This window comes from Kordia sp. (assembly GCF_965283645.1).
Lineage (GTDB): Bacteria > Bacteroidota > Bacteroidia > Flavobacteriales > Flavobacteriaceae > Kordia.
In genome coordinates, this window is record NZ_CBDIPG010000001.1 from 1,315,234 (window position 1) to 1,334,213 (window position 18,980).

The 18,980-nt window shown below is 32.6% G+C and carries 10 protein-coding genes; 3 read left to right on the plus strand and 7 right to left on the minus strand.

Annotated features, from left to right (window positions below):
- Nucleotides 1-80: 80 nt before the first annotated feature.
- From ACQ654_RS05545 to ACQ654_RS05560, 4 genes are all read right to left on the minus strand, one after another.
- The gene (locus ACQ654_RS05545) at nt 81-1,784 is read right to left on the minus strand and encodes a LamG domain-containing protein (protein WP_430409332.1); all 1,704 of its coding nucleotides are present in this window, start codon (nt 1,782-1,784) and stop codon (nt 81-83) included.
- 21 nt (nt 1,785-1,805) lie between these two features.
- The gene (locus tag ACQ654_RS05550) at nt 1,806-3,263 is read right to left on the minus strand and encodes a RagB/SusD family nutrient uptake outer membrane protein (RefSeq protein WP_430409333.1); all 1,458 of its coding nucleotides are present in this window, start codon (nt 3,261-3,263) and stop codon (nt 1,806-1,808) included.
- An 11-nt stretch (nt 3,264-3,274) separates the two neighbouring features.
- Nucleotides 3,275-6,298 (minus strand): SusC/RagA family TonB-linked outer membrane protein, encoded by a 3,024-nt coding sequence (locus tag ACQ654_RS05555; RefSeq protein ID WP_430409334.1) that lies wholly within the window; start codon nt 6,296-6,298, stop codon nt 3,275-3,277.
- Nucleotides 6,299-6,525: 227 nt separating this feature from the next.
- The gene (locus ACQ654_RS05560; protein WP_430409335.1) at nt 6,526-9,333 is read right to left on the minus strand and encodes a LuxR C-terminal-related transcriptional regulator; all 2,808 of its coding nucleotides are present in this window, start codon (nt 9,331-9,333) and stop codon (nt 6,526-6,528) included.
- 415 nt (nt 9,334-9,748) lie between these two features.
- On the opposite strand from ACQ654_RS05560, the gene ACQ654_RS05565 reads away from it, so the two are divergent.
- Genes ACQ654_RS05565 through ACQ654_RS05575 form a run of 3 tightly spaced genes read left to right on the plus strand, consistent with a single transcriptional unit; the run spans nt 9,749 to nt 14,183 of the window.
- Nucleotides 9,749-9,952, plus strand: a complete 204-nt coding sequence (locus ACQ654_RS05565; RefSeq protein ID WP_430409336.1) for a hypothetical protein — start codon at nt 9,749-9,751, stop codon at nt 9,950-9,952.
- A 6-nt stretch (nt 9,953-9,958) separates the two neighbouring features.
- Nucleotides 9,959-12,868 carry a PEP/pyruvate-binding domain-containing protein gene (locus tag ACQ654_RS05570; protein ID WP_430409337.1) on the plus strand — a complete coding sequence of 970 codons (2,910 nt, stop codon included), beginning with the start codon at nt 9,959-9,961 and terminating at the stop codon, nt 12,866-12,868.
- Between the two features lies 1 nt (nt 12,869).
- Complete coding sequence (locus tag ACQ654_RS05575; protein ID WP_430409338.1) at nt 12,870-14,183, plus strand: serine hydrolase; 1,314 nt, start codon at nt 12,870-12,872, stop codon at nt 14,181-14,183.
- A gap of 88 nt (nt 14,184-14,271) precedes the next feature.
- Here ACQ654_RS05575 and ACQ654_RS05580 read toward each other — a convergent pair whose 3' ends face one another.
- From ACQ654_RS05580 to ACQ654_RS05590, 3 genes are read right to left on the minus strand one after another with little or no spacing between them, the layout of a single operon-like run.
- Nucleotides 14,272-15,057: a CPBP family intramembrane glutamic endopeptidase gene (locus tag ACQ654_RS05580; RefSeq protein ID WP_430409339.1), complete on the minus strand. Its 786-nt coding sequence runs from the start codon at nt 15,055-15,057 to the stop codon at nt 14,272-14,274.
- 35 nt (nt 15,058-15,092) lie between these two features.
- Entirely contained in the window at nt 15,093-17,930 is a 2,838-nt protein-coding gene (locus tag ACQ654_RS05585) for an Npt1/Npt2 family nucleotide transporter (protein WP_430409340.1), read from the minus strand.
- Complete coding sequence (locus ACQ654_RS05590; protein ID WP_430409341.1) at nt 17,930-18,877, minus strand: serine hydrolase; 948 nt, start codon at nt 18,875-18,877, stop codon at nt 17,930-17,932. Before ACQ654_RS05590 ends, ACQ654_RS05585 begins: the two co-directional genes overlap by 1 nt.
- Nucleotides 18,878-18,980: the final 103 nt, after the last annotated feature.

Consider the following 18,980-nt stretch of genomic DNA (forward strand, 5'->3'; position numbering starts at 1 on the left):
AATTAATAGTTTTAGCTGCATTAATTAATGCAGCTAAAACATTAAACTAACCAAATAAATAAGATGTATATTCGATCTAATCAGTTATTCATAATTAACTGAATTTCTTCTTGCGATAATTCTTTATTAAAGAATTGCAATTCGTCCATCGGGCTCTCATCAGATAAGTGTCCCCAGTAACTAAAAGTTGGACCACCAGCTCCAATAACAAGATCCGTGCAATTTGTAAAATCGATTGGATTAGCCATTGCTCCTGTATTTTCTAAAACGCCATTTAAATAGATTTTCGTTTCTGTCTCTGAAACTGTAAATGCTATATGTACCCACTCAGCAGCAGTTACATCTATGACTCCTCCATCATTCCAGCTTTCATCAGTTCCTGTTCCTACATTTAGTTTAATAGTTTGCTCAGTTGCACTTCCTTCTCTAAATAAACGGAATCCTTGAAAACGATCGTCGGTATTATCACCAACCACTAATAAGCCAGATCTGTCTGGGCTTCCATTCACTTTGTAACGGAACGCTGCACTAAATTCTGTTCCTAAATCAAGAGTCGCTAATGGAAATGTAAGATATGAATCTGCGGCGCTGATAAAAGCATCTGACCCTGCGAAAGCCTCACCAGCAAAATTGGGAGTTCCAACTATTGTGGCGCTTGTTTCACTTATATCTTCATGGTAATCACCATCGAATGACATGTTAAATATCTGACTACTTTGTGCTACTATTTGAGTGATCTCAGTTTGAGATAATGCTCTATTAAAGAAACGTAATTCGTCTAAAGAACTTCCTGTATCTGAATTATGACCCCAATAGCTAAATGTTGAACCTCCAGCTCCAATAGTTATGTTTTCACAATTTGTCCAATCTATCGCTCCATTAGGTACGGCAGTATTGGCTAAAGTTCCGTTAAGGTAAATGTTAGTTTCTGTGGGAGCAATTGTAAATGCAACATGTACCCACTCACCAGCAGTTACATCAATGACACCTCCATTATTCCAGCTTTCATCAGTTCCTGTTCCTACATTTAATTTAATGGTTTGCTCGGTTCCACTTCCTTCTCTAAATAAACGGAATCCTTGTAATCGATCATCTGCATCATCACCTACTACGATAATTCCTGCTCTATCTGGGTTTCCACTCACTTTATACCAAAATGCACCACTAAATTCAGTTCCTAAAGGTTCTGCTAATTGGCCAATTGGGAAGTTGATGTAAGAATCTAATGGAGCTGAAAAAGCTTCTGCACCTATAAAAGGATCTCCTGAAAATGTTGGCGTACCTACACTTTCAGCTGTAGAAGACGAAACTAATTCATTGTAATCATTTTCAAAAGGCATGTAAAAAATTTCACCATCGAACAATGTAGAATATAGTTGTTCAATAATTTCCACAGTTGCGGCTATAGTTGTTACATTAGCATCTGTATCGGTGGCAACCAATTCAATATTATGATTTCCTAGAGGAACACCATCGTAAACAAATTCTTCTAAACTAAAACTTGTATTATCAGTAAAACTACTAATACTATAAATTTCTTCTCCGTTTAGCGTTAAAACAATATTGGAGATTCCAAGATCATCAGTAACATTAAATTTAAACGTCACAGAAGCAGTTGTTTCTCCTGTCTGAATTGAAGTAATTCCGTCAGGACTTGGTGTAAATAATGTTACAATTGGCGCATCTAAAGGAAAATCTCTTACTCCTGGCTGGTCTAAATCTTGACAAGATTGAAATAGCAACATAGCCAAGACTATAAAATATGATAGTTTAATATGTCTCATTATATTATGATTTAATTTTTATTAATAATCTGGATTTTGAACTAATAAGCCGCCAGACTGATCAATAGCAGTCTGAGGTATTGGATACAATGCATTACGGTTTTCATAACCTAGAGAACCTAATACTGGTAGTGCATCTCCCCAACGTACTAAATCATAAAACCTAGATTCTTCTAATGCAAACTCTACTCTTCTTTCTTGTTTTATAGCATCTCTTACTTCTGACTGAGAAGTCACTGTCGTATTTCCTAAGCCAGCCCTAGATCTAATTTGGTTTATATAATTTATTGCCGTAGTTGTTTGTCCAAGCTCATTTGCAGATTCTGCAGCCATTAGAATAACATCTGCATATCGAATAATTTTTATGTTTTCCCAACGGTTGGCATTTACTCCAAAATCGGCTCTTCTTGCGGCTTTTGTATAGGCTTTTTTACTCCAATATGGTTGTGCCAAAGGTGGTGTTTCTGGTAATGTTCCACCACCAAATCCTCCATCATCTTCACCTGAAACTAAAATTGTGTTTCCGAATCTTAAATCGCCGGCTTCAAATGTATCTACCAATCCTTGATTGGGTACATTGAAACCCCAACCTAAATTCCAAACACCTGCTCCTCTTACACCTTGAGATAGATAATAAATATTAGCAAATACTTCGCCTCCATCAGTAATTAAGTGCTGAATTTCAAATACAGACTCAACGCTAGCATTTCCTTCAAGCTCAAATAGATCTTCTAAACTAGGATGTAAACTGTATGCTCCTGAGTTCATTACTTCTGTAGACCTTGCAAGTGCATTAGTCCAATCTTGTTGGTATAGGTATAGCTTGGCTAAAAGTGAATTTGCAAAACCAGCTGTTGATCTTCCTGGATGTGTTGTCCAATTATTTGGTAATTGTGTAATTGCAATTTCTAAATCACTTATTATTAAAGCATCTACATCTGCCACAGATGATTTTGCGGCTATGGCATCTTGAACTACATCAATTGTTTCTGTTATTATTGGTACTTCTCCATAATCTCTTCTTAATTCAAAATACATTAATGCACGAATAGCTCTTGCTTCACCTTCATTAATTAGAGAGCCATCATCTGTTAACTCATTGTCAACTACAGTGTTTATTACTTCGTTACAAGCAAAGATCACTTCATAGTGACCATTCCACCATTCTGTATTTAAACCATTATTTGCTGCATATTGAAAATCATTAAACGCAGCTCCATTAGTGGCTGAATCTCCAGCTGTGCTTCCTTTATCAGCATCATCTGATCTTATACTTCCAAACCAATAACGGTTCCAACTTCCAACGCTTGTTGTTCTTAACAGCGAATAAATACCAAAAACCTGCGCTTCTAAACCTCCTACACCAAGTTCTTCTGGGTTGGCCACTTCACCTTCAGGTAATCTATCTAAAAAATCATCATCACAAGCCAGAAATCCTACTAAGAAAAGGCTTACTAATAATATCTTTATATATTTCATCTTGATTATTTTTAAAATGTTAAATTAAGTCCTAACGTTGCTATAATTGGCAAAGGATATCCACCGTTGTCTACTCCAAATTGTGTTGGTGAACCTCCTGCTTCTGGGGTAAATCCAGAACTATTACTCCAAGTATATACGTTTTGTAGATTTACATATAGTTTCATTTGTTGAAGTTTTAACCTTTCTATAAAAGATGAATCGAAATTATATCCTACTTGTATATTTCGAATTCTGAAATAACTTCCATCCTCAATCATGTATGAGGAGTTTAGCCTATTGTAACCAGAAGTAGTGGTTAATCTTGGTTCAAAATTAGATGTACCTTGTCCAGTCCATCGTCCTGCTCTTGCTTCTCTAAAGTTGAATTGAGAAAAAGAACTACCATTTCCCCAGTTTCTGAATATTTCATTACCATAGACTCCTTGAAAATCTATATTTAGGAAAAAGTTTTTGTATTTCATATTAGCGTATATACCATATGTAAAATCTGGTGTTGGATTCCCTATTATCGTTCTATCATCTGCTGTGATTTCTCCATCACCATTTATATCCCTATATTTAAAATCTCCTACATCAAACGCTCCTAAATCATCAGAAGGTGTTGGTGACTGGGCGATATCTGCATTAGTCTGATAGATTCCATCTACAACATAGCCATAAAAATATCCAATTGGCATTCCAGCTTCCGTAACAGATGGTCCGTCAAAAATTCTAAAACCATCTTCAAAAACAGAAACTACTTCGTTTTTAACTGTTGTTAGGTTTCCACCTACAGAGTAACTAAAATCTTCTCCAACTTTATCATTCCATGACGCTTCAAACTCAAAACCTTTGTTATTAATTTCACCTGCGTTATCAAAAAATTGTGTTGCTCCTGTATCAATGAATACTAATAAATCTTCAGTGTCTTTATTATAATAAGTAGCATTTACAGAGAGTCTACTATTTAACCAACTAGATTCAAAACCTACTTCCCAAGATTTTACTGTTTCCCATTTTAAATCGGGATTTTCTTCAAATCTCTGTACGTATCCAGGAATAACATTGTTACCAAAAACTGCAGTTGCAGCTTCGTCTACACCTGGATAGAAAGGATAATTTACTGGAACAAATTGATTTCCTAATTGACCAAATGATCCTTTTACTTTTAAAAAGTCTAAAGCTTTAAAGTCATCCATGAAATTCTCATTAGTAACTACCCAAGCTGTACCAAGGGACCAGAAATTTTGTGCACGATTATCAGGTGCTAATTGTGAAGTGGCATCTCTTCTGTAGGAAGCATTTAATAAGTATTTTTTATCATAATTATAGAGTAAACGTCCTAAAAAAGAAGATGTTGCTCTATCAAACTGTTCAGAATTTGATGTTCTAGTTTCTGGGTCACCGTATGGAAAAACTCCAACATACCAGAATCTTTCATCATCTGGAATTATCCCTACACTTGGATCATGGTCTACTGATCCAACAAGGCTCTCAAATTTTGTTTCGGTAGTTGTAAAACCTGCTGTAAGATCAAATTTATGTTTGTTAATTGCCTTACTGTAGGTTAATATATAATCTTGTTGAAAGTTAAACGCATTTGTAGTTTGCTGATTAACACTCGTAATTTGGTTTCCGTTAAACTGAACTATTTCATCTGTTTCAGCAGAATATATGTCTACAATTGGAACATATGATCTATTTGTGAAATTTTCATAATCACCATAAATTGTTGCTTTAAAGGTAAAATCTTTTAAAAACTTTAGCTCAGCAAATAAATTTCCAACAAATCTATGCCTTTGACTTACAGCTTTATTCTTAGTAACTTCAGCTACTAATAATGGATTAGCGATTTGAGCTCCTCCAATTTCAACAGGCAATTGATTATATAAACCATTAAATTCTGGGCGTGTATCAGAATGAATTGCATCTACTATTGGTGTTGCGTTAAGAGCAGATGAAAAATTTCCCGTATTTGGCAATTTATCTCTTCGTACATTTACACTCGCTCCAATTTTAAAATTATCACTTAACTTTAATTCATTATTTAAGTTAAGTGTTATTCGTTGTAAATTTTCATCTTTTATAAGTCCTTCTTCATCTCTATACCCTAATCCTATGTATATTTTATGTTTGTCTGTTGAACTTTGAACACTGGCATTAACTGTTTGGAAGAACCCAAGATTGTTTGAAATTGCGTCCACCCAATCCGTATTACCTGAAAATTGATCATAAAAATTAAAAGTGGGGAATCCATCATTAGCCAATTGTTCATCGTAAAGTTCTCTAAATAAAGCTCTGTCTGCTAAATCAGGGCTATTTGAAATCTGTTTAAAACCTGTTGTAGTATTTAAGTTAACTGTAAGTTTTCCTTTTTTTCCTTGTTTAGTAGTCACAATAATAACACCATTGGCACCTCTTACTCCAAAAATAGCCAAAGAAGATGCGTCTTTTAGAACTTGCATTGATTCAATATCATTAGGGTTTATATAGTCTATATTGTTTGTAAAAATACCATCTACAACATATAAAGGTGTTGAGCTATATCTACTACTCGTCCCACGTATTCTAATGTCTGGTTGCGATCCTAACTGTCCTGAATTGACCACAGACAGACCAGATACACGACCTTGTAAAGAGGCAACAGGGTTTGCGTTTGGCTTATCTTCTATGATATCACCTTTCACTATTGATATGGATCCTGTTAAATCTAGTTTACGTGCACTACCATAACCAACAACGACTACTTGCTCTAAAGAAGCAATATCTACTTCTAAAACGATATTAATTGTTGTTTGATTTTTAATTTCTATAGAAGTACTTCTAAAGCCTAGTGCACTAAATTCTAATGTTTCACCCTTAGATACTTTAATGGAATATTCTCCATCAAAATTTGTATTGGCACCTCTCAATGTACCTTTTACTATTACATTTACTCCAGGTATTGGACTATTATCATCGGCACTAACAATTGTACCAGTTATTAATGTATCCTGACCATAGATCTGAAATGAAATAATAAAAAATAACAAAAAAGTAAATTTTGTTTTCATGTAATCTTAAATTTTAGGAATAATTAGTTTGGCTAAACTATATACTAAAGAAGTACTTATCAAAAAATAACATACACATAAATTACGTCATACATTAAAAAAGCAGTTAAAGTATGCAGTTGACGTATGATTAAAAGATTTTAAACTACTAAAAACAAGAGTTTTATTTAAAAATGAAGTAGTAATGACGTATCTATAAATTACGGAAATAAGATTTTTAAACTCAATTATTTAAAACTTCGCAAATAATCACTTAAAGATTTATCATTTTCTAAATTTAGCTTGCGTTTTAATCTATATCTATGAGTTTCTAAGCCTCTTATTGATATATTCATTAATGGCGCAATTTCTTTAGTCAATAAATTCATCTTAATGTAGGCACAAATTTTTAAATCTTTATGTGTTAGTTTTGGATGCTTCAATTTTAATTGATCAAAAAACTCTTTATGAACTTGATTAAAATTGTATTCAAATAACTCCCATTCATCTTCGTGATTAATAGAATTATCTATTTTTCTCAATAATCGTTTATAAGATAATGTGTTTTGAAAGTTATTTTCATTTTCAACGAGTTCGTTTCTGATCTCTAGTATAGATTCATTCTTCTTAACTAATGCCATAGCTGTATTAGCTAATTGTTTACTTTTTAGCTTTACTTCACTTTTTAATGATTCGTTTTTAAGTTGTACAATTTTTCTATCGTTCTCAACAACCTTTTCTTTTAACAAAATCTCTTGCTCCTTTACCAATTTATTATGCAGTAGCCTTTGTTCTTTTTTAATTTTCTTCTTGTGTAACCAATAAAATAAAACACAGCCTAAAAGTCCTACAATAATATAAAACCAACCATTTTTATACCAAGGTGGTAAAATGGTGATATTAACAATTATTTCATCTGATGTCTCGCCAGAGAAATTTGAAGTACGAAAATGTATTTTATAATCTCCATTACTAAGTCCTGAAAGTTCTAGTTTATCTTTATCTGTCTTTACCCATTCAATAACTTCTGAGGTGTTAGTGACACTATATTCAAAAAAATGATTAGCGGATAAAGGTGATGTCACTGAAATGGTAAAGTTTTTATTATATGGAAATTCATATTTGTTATCTCCAATAATTTCAACCAGCTCATTATCCAAACTTATTCTTTTAACTTCAGGAATAAATAGTGAGTCTTTGGTGTTGACATTTCTTTTATTTATTAATAAATATCCGTCATAAAGATTAAAGGTATACGTAGAATCATTTAACCTAGAAACACTTTCTGCATTTACAACTAATCTTTTTTGCAGTAAATCTCTTGGCAGGTTAAATGTATTATCTCGTTCTGTTAATGATATAAAACTTATTTTCCCTTTATCGTTTTTCACCACTAATTCATTACCGATTGTTTCCGAAATAATATCAGTATCCTTCCCTAAAGAATTATTCAAAATATCATGAGGCACAATACTATCTAATAATACTTCGTACTTCTGCCAACCTTCATTTGTTTTAAAACAAATATCGTTCTTGATTTTATGCACTTTTATATTAAAATCAGACCATAAACCTTTATTCTTATAGTTTTCAAAACTTAAAATACTATCTCTTGTTTCATTAAATATAACTCTAAACAAACCTTTGTACGCATGCGCAACCCAAGCTGTATTATAGTCTTCAAAAACTATATATTTTGCTGGAATAATTTTAGATCCTAAATGACGTGTTTTCCATTCACCATTAATGAAATCGAATCTTACTAAACCTCCATATGTTCCTTGGATAAATGAATTTGTCAATTCAGGAATCTTTTTCAATACCCAACCTCCAGAGAAATCAGATATTCTTTTCAATTTATTTCCTTGAACCAAATACGTACCATTATTATGTCCGCAGAGTAATTGATTGTTTATAACTTTTAAATCCCAAACCTGTCCCTGAGAACCTTCTACAAATTCTAAATTATTATTATCCTTATTTAAATAAAATAACCCAGTGTTACTTGCCAAATATAAATAATTAGCATAAGTAACTACGTCATAAACAGCGCCTAACTTACCTGAATTGTCACTGTATAATATATAGTTGTAATTCAGATTCACCTTAGACATACCATTGTCTAAGCCCAGCCATAAGTTATTATATTTATCTAATTCAATACTCAAAACAGTATTATTCAATAACCCGTTTTCTTTATTAATATGATACTTCGTATTACCATTGTTATCTGTTACATAAACACCGTTTTTAATAGTTCCAAAAATCATATCTCCATTTTCAAGCAATTTGAAGCTATTAAGCTGTTGTGCCTTCAAAGTGTTATTGATTTTAGCTTCCCATGGATGTAAAACCTTGTTAGATTCATCATATAAAAAACAACCTTTTAAAGCAGTCGTGATAAGTAATTTGTTATTTAATTTGGTTAATGAAACTATCCGAAGATCTGACAGTACATCATGGTTTATTATTGGAAACAACTCTCCATTTTTTAACTCAAAAATTCCATGGTTTTCTGTAGATAAAAAAACTCTATCATCTATAATATCACAAGATAAAATTGTAAACTGAGATTGTGGAATAGCTCTACTTACCTTCCCATTTTTATAGATATATAAACTAGAAAAAGATCTAAACAAAATACTGTCCTTATGCTGAATAATTTGCCAAAACTCTTCAGCAAAAGATTCTTTTCTGTTTTCTAAATCACTTAAAGAAGTATAGATTAATTTCCCTTTTAAATTTTTTTTCCAGTAACCAAATTCTTCATAAGATCCTGTAAAAATTAATTCTTTATGTGCTAAAACTGAACGTATAATCGTTTTATTAGGAAGTTGATAAAAATCCCATTTCACACCATCAAACTCCAATAATCCTAGATCATTAGCAACAAATACTTCACCACTTTCTGCGATTGTAACTCCCCAGTTTTTATTGCCTGCACCAAATTCTGTTAGGGAATAGTTTTGAAAAAAAGGTACATGCTGACCATTACATATGAAATTAGAAAGTATTAATAATAATAAAATAAATGGCTTTTTAGAATTGATCTGCATGCTTAGGGTATGAACTGTTATAACTTTAAACAATTTCTTTTTGATTTGCAATATAATTCAATTTAGCAAAAATGTCGCTACGATTAATATTCAACCTAAAAACTCTTACCAAAGTGCCCTCTTAGAAATAGCTTGTTTTTAGTAATCCACATGGGTATATAACACACATGACAACCGCACATTTAGGCAAATGAAAAAGAGTCATTAAATTGTTTTAATTTCTCCTGTCACTTTAGCAGGTGAAGCTTTGTTGAAAATTCAACATTCAAAAAGCGGTTAACTCAAAAACAATGCTTAACCAACTAAATCTTCTATTTTTGTTTATCAGCTAAGATTTTTAGCAAATGAGCTAAATTATTTAGTACTATTACCGCACCTTTGTTATCAATCTAAATTAACTAAAAACTATCTACATATGAATAAGACAATTAAATTAATCTTGCTAATCGCAGGAATTGCACTAATAGGATACGGAATTTATACAGTTATTGCTCCAGAAGCCTCGCTAAGTTTAGGTCCGCTAAACGCTGAAGTGCAAGACAATAATAATGCTTACATTACTATTGGCTTAGGTGCTATCCTTTTATTAGTCAGTTTCTTTGGTGGAAAAAAAGCATAAAAATAGATGTTAAAAAAACCTTTAGTATTCGTATTATTTTTTCTTATTGTTGCTCCTTTTACAGAAGCACAAGAAAAATCTACAGCTCAAATTAAAAGTCTTATACAACAATACAAACAAGATCGCCGCGGTCCCTACAGTGGTATCAAGTGGTTTTGTGAAGACAATAGCCAAAGAGAAGCGAGAGATCCTTGCCCAGACAGCATTGGCGGCGGTATACAACATGCTAGTTTTAAAAATAGTGTTGTCAATTTAAGAAAAAGTAATCATTTGTTTTTCGGCGAAATTTTAGCTTCTTTAAATTCGTATGATTTTATGGATGCTGAAAACAATTTCAGTCGTTTAAAACAATATCAAATAAATAAATATCTTTCAAGTATTGATGACGGTTGGGTTTTAAGACGTGCACAATATTACAGAGGTGCTTTTCAAAGTGAAGATGAAGAAGCTTGGGGAAAAGACTTCTTTGAAACACTTTTGCGCAATGATGATCTTATATTCAGTAATTACTTCCTATTTCGTCAAGCCTTAAAAGACATTCCGCACAATGGAGATAGCAATGTTGCACAAAACATGCGAAGCGAATCCAAATTGTTAGCGGAAGATATTCCTTCCTTTATGGATGTCCGAATCAAAATTCACGGGCAACCCGATATTACTGACATTGCATTAGTTGAAAATTATATCAAAAAGAATGCATCGAAAATTTCTGATAAACAAGACAAAGAATTTACAAAGTTATTAGCTACAATGCGCCAATATTATGCGCCTATCGATTTTGATAAATTAAATAACGAAGTAAACGCAATCTCAGAAAAAAATAGCACTACACGTTTGTTAACTGAGTTTTTTACATCGCAAACAACAGAGACTACACCCAAGAAATTGGTCACAGAAATTTCAAAATTATTATACGAAATTCGCTTAGGTATCAATAATTTTAACCGTAGTAAAGACCGATTAAAAATACTAGATATCTCAAATCAATTAGAAAACATTCTCTTAAGAGAAGTTCAAAATTGGGATGTAACGACACTACAAGACAACTTAGACAAAATTAGTGCATTGGCATGCGCTTCCACAGGAACTGGACTCATTGAAAACTGGGAATATGAAGCTATCAACGCACAATTAAGTGACGCAATGCAAAACAGCGAATTAAGTATTGAAACCTTAAATGCTATTTTGAGTCACAGCCGTAGTATTGTAGAATGGAGTACTTCCATGGTAAAAGCTACCTATCAAAGTGATGTAGACAAATATACTGCGTTTGAACCGATGACCTATAGTTTTATAGACGACAGAGTTCGTAGCAGTGTAGCGCTAAATTTTGGTGAAACAGTAAGCAATTTAGGTATTTTTGTGTCGAAAATATCAAAAATCAATAATCAAGTAATGACGATTGAAAACCAAACGGCAATCAGAGGATTAAATCCTGGATATGCATATGGTGAATTGGTGGTTGTAGATGGAAATCCTGATGAAGTTGAAGTACAAACAAACAAAATATACATATTTGAAAAACCGCCGCACGATCTAAAACCTGTTGCAGGAATTATGACGGTTTCGGAAGGTAATTTAGTGTCGCATGTACAATTATTAGCACGTAATTTAGGAATTCCAAATGCTGTTTTATCCTATGATAATTTAAAAGCATTACTAAAATATAACGGCAAAAAAGTATTCTATGCAGTTACGAGCAAAGGAAATGTGGTATTGAAACTTGAAGAAGAAATGTTGTCTAATGAAACAGCACTTTTTAGCACAAAAGAACGCAGTAAAAATGTAATTGAAGTTCCTATAAAAGACATTCGATTAGATGTTTCCAAAGTAATCAACATGCGTGATGTAAATGCTACAGATTCTGGAAAATTATGCGGACCGAAAGCAGCTAATTTAGGTGAATTGAAACAATTATTTCCCGATCAAGTTGTGGAAGGATTGATTCTACCTTTCGGTGTGTTTAAATCGCACATGAATCAAATGATGCCAAATTATAATATGAGTTATTGGACGTATTTGAACAGTACTTTTGCCGAAGCTGACCGAATGCGAAGAGAAAATATCTCAGAAGAAAAAGTAGAAGCATTTCAATTGGCTAATTTGAAAAAATTACATGACGCCATTATAAAAATGCCTTTAGATACTGCTTTTAAAGATGATTTATATGCAAGTTTTAAATCCATTTTTGGAAATACAATCGGAAATGTTCCTGTGTTTTTAAGAAGTGACACCAACATGGAAGATTTGAAAGAATTTACGGGAGCTGGTTTAAATTTGACGCTTTTCAATATCAAAGATGAAGACGAAATCATCAAAGGAATCAAGCGCGTTTGGGCGTCTGCGTATACAGAACGTAGTTTTAAATGGCGACAAAAATATTTATCAAACCCTGAAAATGTTTTTCCTTCTATTTTAATTATTCCAAGTGTGGATGTTGATTATTCTGGTGTGATGATTACGAAAGGAATCAACTCAGGAAATGACGACGATTTAACAGTTGCGTTCAGTCGTGGTGCTGGTGGCGCTGTTGATGGACAATCTGCGGAAACGCGTTTAATCACAACCACAGGAAACACATTATTAGCACCTGCAAGACAACCAGATTATATTAGATTACCAGATACTGGAGGAACAAAACACCACTACACATCTTTTGAATCTCCAATTTTAAACGAAAAAAACATAGAAGACATTAGAACAATTGCGGAAAGAGTCCGCGCAAAAATGACCGAACATACTGCATCTAGCAATCAAGCATATGATGTAGAATTTGGATTCAAAGACAACAAATTATGGTTGTTTCAAATCCGTCCATTTGTGGAAAACAAAAAAGCGAAAAGTTCTGAATATTTAGTATCCATAACTCCAAAAATAGACACCAATAAAACAATCTCTATAACAACACCTTTGTAAGATGAAAAAAATAATTTATGTAACCATAGGACTTTGCATTTTGGTATGCTACGGTTTTATTTCCTATCCCATTGACGGTTACGAACGTACAGGAATCAAGCGTTTGTATCAAATCAGACAAATGCAATTAGACAGTGTAAAATACACTCGTATTCCCGCTGGAGCGTATAAAATGTTAGATGAAATAAAGCTCAATTTAGCAGACAGAATGGAAGATAGTATCAACGATTTATTAGTTGATAATGATGAATTTATGCGCGAACTAAAACGTCTCATTCCAGGTGGCGCTTATTCTGTTGCTGTGATGGATATGACAGATTCTAAGAATTTAAAATATGCTTCACACCGAGAAAATGTTGGTTATCAACCAGGAAGTGTTGGAAAAATTGCCGTTTTAAATGCTGTTTTTACACAAATGGCAAAAGTGTGTCCTGATTCTTTTCAAGATCGTATTGATTATTTAAAAGGAATTCGTGTTTCTTCACGTTATTGGGGAACTGGCGATCATCATACTGTACCGATTTATGATATTGAAAACGATAAATTATCGAAAAGACAAGTACGCGCAAGTGATACTTTTTCTTTGTTCGAATGGCTAGATCACATGGTTTCTGTGAGTAACAATGGCGCGGCAAGCGTTATGTACAGAGAAGCAATGTTAATGGCGGCTTTTAAAGAAGAATATGTAAATTTAACGGAAGAAGAAGGTGAACTTTATTTTAAAGAAACGCCAAGAGATTCACTGACAAATTTAGCAAATATGGTGGTAAATCAGCCATTGCGAGATTTAGGAATTACGGAAGACGATTGGCGATTAGGCGGAATGTTTACACGACCTGCTGGAAAATATGTTGGTCGTAAAGGTGGAAGTATTGGAACGCCAAGAGGTTTAATGAAGTTCTTAGTGAAACTTGAACAAGGTAAAGTTATTGATAAAGAATCAAGTTTGGAAATGAAACGCTTGTTATATCTTACAGATAGACGCATACGCTATGCAAGATCGAGAAAATTAGATAGCGCGGCGGTGTATTTTAAATCTGGAAGTTATTATAAATGTGACCGAGAAAAGAACCCTGATTGTCGTAGTTATGCAGGAAATGTGTTTAATTACATGAATTCTGTGATTATTGTAGAACATCCAAATGGTATTAAATATATTGTGTGTCTGATGAGTAATGTATTGAATAAAAATTCAGCCGGCGCACATATGTACATGGCGAGTAAGATTGACAATTTAATTACGAAGAATAATGATGATAACGAAGTTTTGAATGAAAATTATAAAGATCCTGATGATGAAGGCGACGGAAATTGATTTTTAGTCTTCTAAACTCAACTGAAAATATATAGAAACAGCTAGTTAAAATCTCGATTTGACTAGCTGTTTTTAATTTGTGTTGTTTCTAGTTTTCTAGCACTTTTTTTGTTCCAAGATATGTGATGACAATTCCCATTAAAAATAAAATCCAATAGAAACTATTAAAGTGTAAACTTAATAACCATTTATCGAAAATAGAATCATATCCGTGTTGTAACGTGATCACCAGCAAATTGAATAAGAAGTGTAAAAAAATTGAGTACCCTATCTTTTTTGTTTTTATAAAAATTAAACTACTTACAATTCCAAATACAAAAGTCGGAATTAAGTTGTATGGTGTTTCAATATGAATGATGGCAAAGCATACACTTGAAATTATGATACTAACTTTTTGACTGTTTTTCTCTAATAATTTTTGCAATAAAAATTTTCGAAAGAATAATTCTTCTAAGATAGGAGCAATAATTAGCGTAATTATTAAATGATAAATAAAAGCAGCGTTGAACCCCGTAAATGAATTAAAATTAGTTTCAAATTTGCCAACACTGTAATAATCCCAAAGTCTTCCCAAGTACAAAAGAGGTCTATTTAGAAGATAAAGTCCAGAAACAATTAAAATTAAATACGGTAAAAACTTCAGTTTATATGCTTTCAAATTAAGCACCTTTTTGATATCAAAATTTAGTTTCCAAAATAACCTGAACAGTACTATGTAGGTGATAAGAAATGATACTATGATGATCATTCCTCCATGCATTTTTAGATATTCGGGTATTGCTTCAATTTTAAAGAAGAAACTTAAACCAAGTTGAACTAAAGTAAATGTGAAGATATAAAGTACTGTTAGTAAGATCGCTTTTAAAATTGTCATCTTTCAGATTGTTATAACAACTATAAATAAACGAATTATTTTAAAGCAACATTATTTAAATGTTTCAACGTTTGTGTAGCCGCGTATTTTACTTCTACACTTTTATGATTTTTCAATGTATTTACAATAGTACTGTAACGTCTGTCATTTAAGACTTTGATCAGCGCTAAGACTTCTAATTTGATGCGTTTTCCTCTGTATTTTATAAGTGAAGTTAGGCATATTTTTTCATCTGTTATTTTAGATTTCAAAAGCACATTGTGTACCGAGTCATCTTCAATAACATAATGTTCCAATAATGGAATTAGCTTAAATTTTAATTGCCCTTTTAGCAGATTATCCAAAAATTCCAACGCGTTTATTCTAGCTTCTTTTACATCACTTAACAAACCAGCATAAGCAATTTTAATGTCATCTTCGTCATAAATAATCGCTAATAACTTAAAAACTGTTCTAAGACTTATGTCCAATTGTTCTTCTAAAACCTCTACAATATTTTGTCGGGCAAGTGTTAATTCGGGCACTACAACTGTATCAATCGCTTCATCGGCATCTAGTGTGATTAGTTGATTCAGAAAAGTTTGCGCTTCCAAAGCTTGCTTGTAATGTTTGGTTTCTTTCAAGATTAAACTTTTTAATAATCTTGTATTAAAAACCAATCTTGCTTGTTTGTTGTTTAATTTTAAGAGTGAACGAGACGCTTCTAATCGAATTGTAAAATCGCGACTTTTCATTAAACCCATTAATACATTTACTGCATTTTGAGTTTTGAAAGATTCTATAATTCTTGGTACAAAACGTTTGTTTTTTGCTTTTAACGCTTCCGACTTGTCTAAATTCAGAATTGTAGTCGTAATTCCTGGACCATAATTTTTTAATGCTTTGATGGTTTTCTTTCGGTATTTTTTTTCTGAAAGACATTCAAACAACGGTTCAATGAATCGTTCTTCTTTTAAAATACCTGCGGCTTTTATAGCGTTAGATTTTATAGTATTGTTGTAACTTTTTAAGTGTTTTTCAATGAAATAGTAATGTTCTGGTAATTCGGCATACGCAACAGCAATCAATAAATCGGCAACAGCTGCAACTCGCGTGTCAACTTCTGCGCCATTAATGGCGTTTATTTTTTCTGTAATTCTATTATTCAATTCAAATTTTGAAGCCAATTCTTCGTTGCTAGAAGCTTCTTTGGCCAAACACAGCAAAGCGGCATTTGCTATGTAATCGTTTTCATTGTTTAAATATTTTTCAAAAAATTGTGTTTCTGAAGCCGAATGATGCAGTACATAATCGAGCGCGGCAACAACAAGATCATCGTCTTTTTGATGAATTAATTTGGTTACATTTTTAAGTTCAATTGCTTCATCATATATGTATAATTGTTTGATGGCTTCCGTTTTTACCTTATTGGAAGAATGATGCAATAGCTTTACCATACTATTTTTGAGCGATTTTACTTTGTAATTACTCAATCTATCTAATAAATTCAAAATGGCAACTTCATCATTTCCATTTAGAATACGGCGTGCGGCAGTAATGGTTGTTTCTGGCTTTCGTCCACCTTCTAACGAATCATCATTTTTAAGAATTGTACTTTCAATATTTTTCCTGAAAGAACTGTAATACGCTTCTCGAAGTTTGTATATGAGAAGAATCCAAACAAATACAAAAAGCAATACAATGATGGTGATATAGGAAGTATCTAAATCTAGTTTTCTAATTAAAAAAATCAACATGAAACCTGATAATCCTGTCGCAATACTATCAACTACGACATCTATGTATGATTTTGCTTGATTTTTGATATTGAGTGGAATTGGCATGATTGACAACTCAAAAGCCGCTTTGTTTACCGATTGTTTAAAACTTCCGTCAATTCCTTTAATAAGCACTAAAACCCACAATTCTGGAAACGTTAAGAAGAGTAAACATCCTAATGCAATTCCTAATGGTAAGATTAGTAATGTACTGGAAACGCCTAATTTACTCAACACACGATTGGTGAAAAAGAGTTGTAATATTAATGCCAATACATTGAATGTGGAAAACCAAAACCCAAAAAAGGCGGCTAATTCTTCAGGATTGTTGATTGCTTTGTTGGCAAAATCGCTAAACTGAAAATCGACCAATTTGGCAACAATAACACTGATTCCTGTAATGAGCGCTAAATAGGTTAAATGTTTAGATTTTGATATGATTTTTATGGAAGTTTCTTCCGTATTTGTTTCATTAAATTTACGCTGATTCCGAACATACGTATTCATTACTTTTAAACGAAGTTTCCAAACTTTTTGAAGAATAGGAATACAACATAATATGAGAATTGCGGCTAGTAATACTACCGTTTTGTTTCCAAAGGCAGAAACAACCAAACTCGTTAAATATCCTCCAAAAACACCACCTGCTATTGCTCCTGCACCAATGAAACCGAATAATCGTTTGGCTTCTCTGGAATTGTACACCATATTGGCTAATATCCAAAATTGTGAGGTTGCAATGACGGCAAATAATGAAACGCCTAGGTAGTAAACATATAAAACCCAGTCGTTAATCATTGAAAACTGCAGTAAAACGCTTAGTATAATAAACCCTAAACTGAAGAAAATTAAAGAGGAGACTGTCACTTTTATGAGTGAAAATCTCCTAATGGCTTTGTTGTAAAAATAAGAGGTAAATACTGCTACTAAGGCAACTAATAAATATCCATAAGGTAAATGCTCTGCGCCAAGTTGTGATAGAAATATTGCATTTACGGTTGGCTTTACAATTAGTAAAACCGTTATAATTAAAAAGATATATAATTGCATTAAAAAAGAGATGTATATTTCACCATCTCTTAGCCCAAATGTTTTATTCAGAAAGCCTTTCAGCATTATATTTTTCTTTTAATTTTTATCTTTTGCTGTCTTTTTAGTAAAGCATCTAAAGGTTTAACAAGTTTTCTCATAATCTGTTCTCCGGCACCATCTTCGATTAAAGCTACAATAATATAGCGACGATTTGGTCCCCAAACCATAGCTGAATCTGAATGATAATTTTTCCAAGAACCCGATTTTCTGTATACCGTTGCTTTTGGTGCAATTTGGTCTAATACGTTTACAAATTTGTGATGTAATGCAGGATCTTTCATAATGTCTAACATTTCTTTAGAACGCTGTGTAGACACCAAATTACCCATGGCTAATTGGTAGTAAAAGCTACATACTTGCCGTGTAGTTGCCGCATGACTTAAGCCTTTCATTGGATCTGGATTTCTTTTTCCGCCAGCTGCATATCGTTTTCCTACCCAAAGTCCACCTCCAACTTCTTCATCATATAGTTTGTTTTTGGGTGCACGTAAAACGGCTTCTATTTTTGCATAACCAACACGATCAATCATTCTGGTAGATGCCTGGTTATTGGATTTGCTAATCATTAAACGCATATCCTTTCTAACTTCTTTTGTGTCTTCCAGTTCGCCTTTATCAATTGCGTCCATAGCCGCTAATAGTATAGCGATCTTTGGTAAACTTGCGGCATACATCATTTCATCATCATTGATACCTGCATATTTAATGTTTGAAATATTACTCAAATCTACAATACCAATGGATAACCTTTTATTTCTTACTAAAGCTTTCCATTTTGGATTGCTATTGATTTGTGATTCTAATAATAATTGAAGTGTAGTGTCTTTTAGCTCACCTATTGGTTCTATTTCATCAATAGAGTTTATTGGTAATTTTTGTTGTTGAGAGAAAACGACAAAACTCACCAAAAAGAGTGCTACTGTTAGGAATTTAGTTATTTTAATATCCATAAAGTTGTTATATGTTTTCATACTATATATAGTGCAATTAACATACCACAATGTACTAAACTCAAACAAATTAATACCTAATTTCTATATAAATTATATTATTAAAAATAGGTGTTTTTTTACT

Bases quoted from the DNA above. Each gene is read 5' to 3' on its own strand.
- ACQ654_RS05545 (WP_430409332.1), bottom strand. From the start codon at position 1,784: ATGAGACATATTAAACTATCATATTTTATAGTCTTGGCTATGTTGCTA.
- ACQ654_RS05550 (WP_430409333.1), bottom strand. From the start codon at position 3,263: ATGAAATATATAAAGATATTATTAGTAAGCCTTTTCTTAGTAGGATTT.
- ACQ654_RS05555 (WP_430409334.1), bottom strand. From the start codon at position 6,298: ATGAAAACAAAATTTACTTTTTTGTTATTTTTTATTATTTCATTTCAG.
- ACQ654_RS05560 (WP_430409335.1), bottom strand. From the start codon at position 9,333: ATGCAGATCAATTCTAAAAAGCCATTTATTTTATTATTATTAATACTT.
- ACQ654_RS05565 (WP_430409336.1), top strand. From the start codon at position 9,749: ATGAATAAGACAATTAAATTAATCTTGCTAATCGCAGGAATTGCACTA.
- ACQ654_RS05570 (WP_430409337.1), top strand. From the start codon at position 9,959: ATGTTAAAAAAACCTTTAGTATTCGTATTATTTTTTCTTATTGTTGCT.
- ACQ654_RS05575 (WP_430409338.1), top strand. From the start codon at position 12,870: ATGAAAAAAATAATTTATGTAACCATAGGACTTTGCATTTTGGTATGC.
- ACQ654_RS05580 (WP_430409339.1), bottom strand. From the start codon at position 15,057: ATGACAATTTTAAAAGCGATCTTACTAACAGTACTTTATATCTTCACA.
- ACQ654_RS05585 (WP_430409340.1), bottom strand. From the start codon at position 17,930: ATGCTGAAAGGCTTTCTGAATAAAACATTTGGGCTAAGAGATGGTGAA.
- ACQ654_RS05590 (WP_430409341.1), bottom strand. From the start codon at position 18,877: ATGAAAACATATAACAACTTTATGGATATTAAAATAACTAAATTCCTA.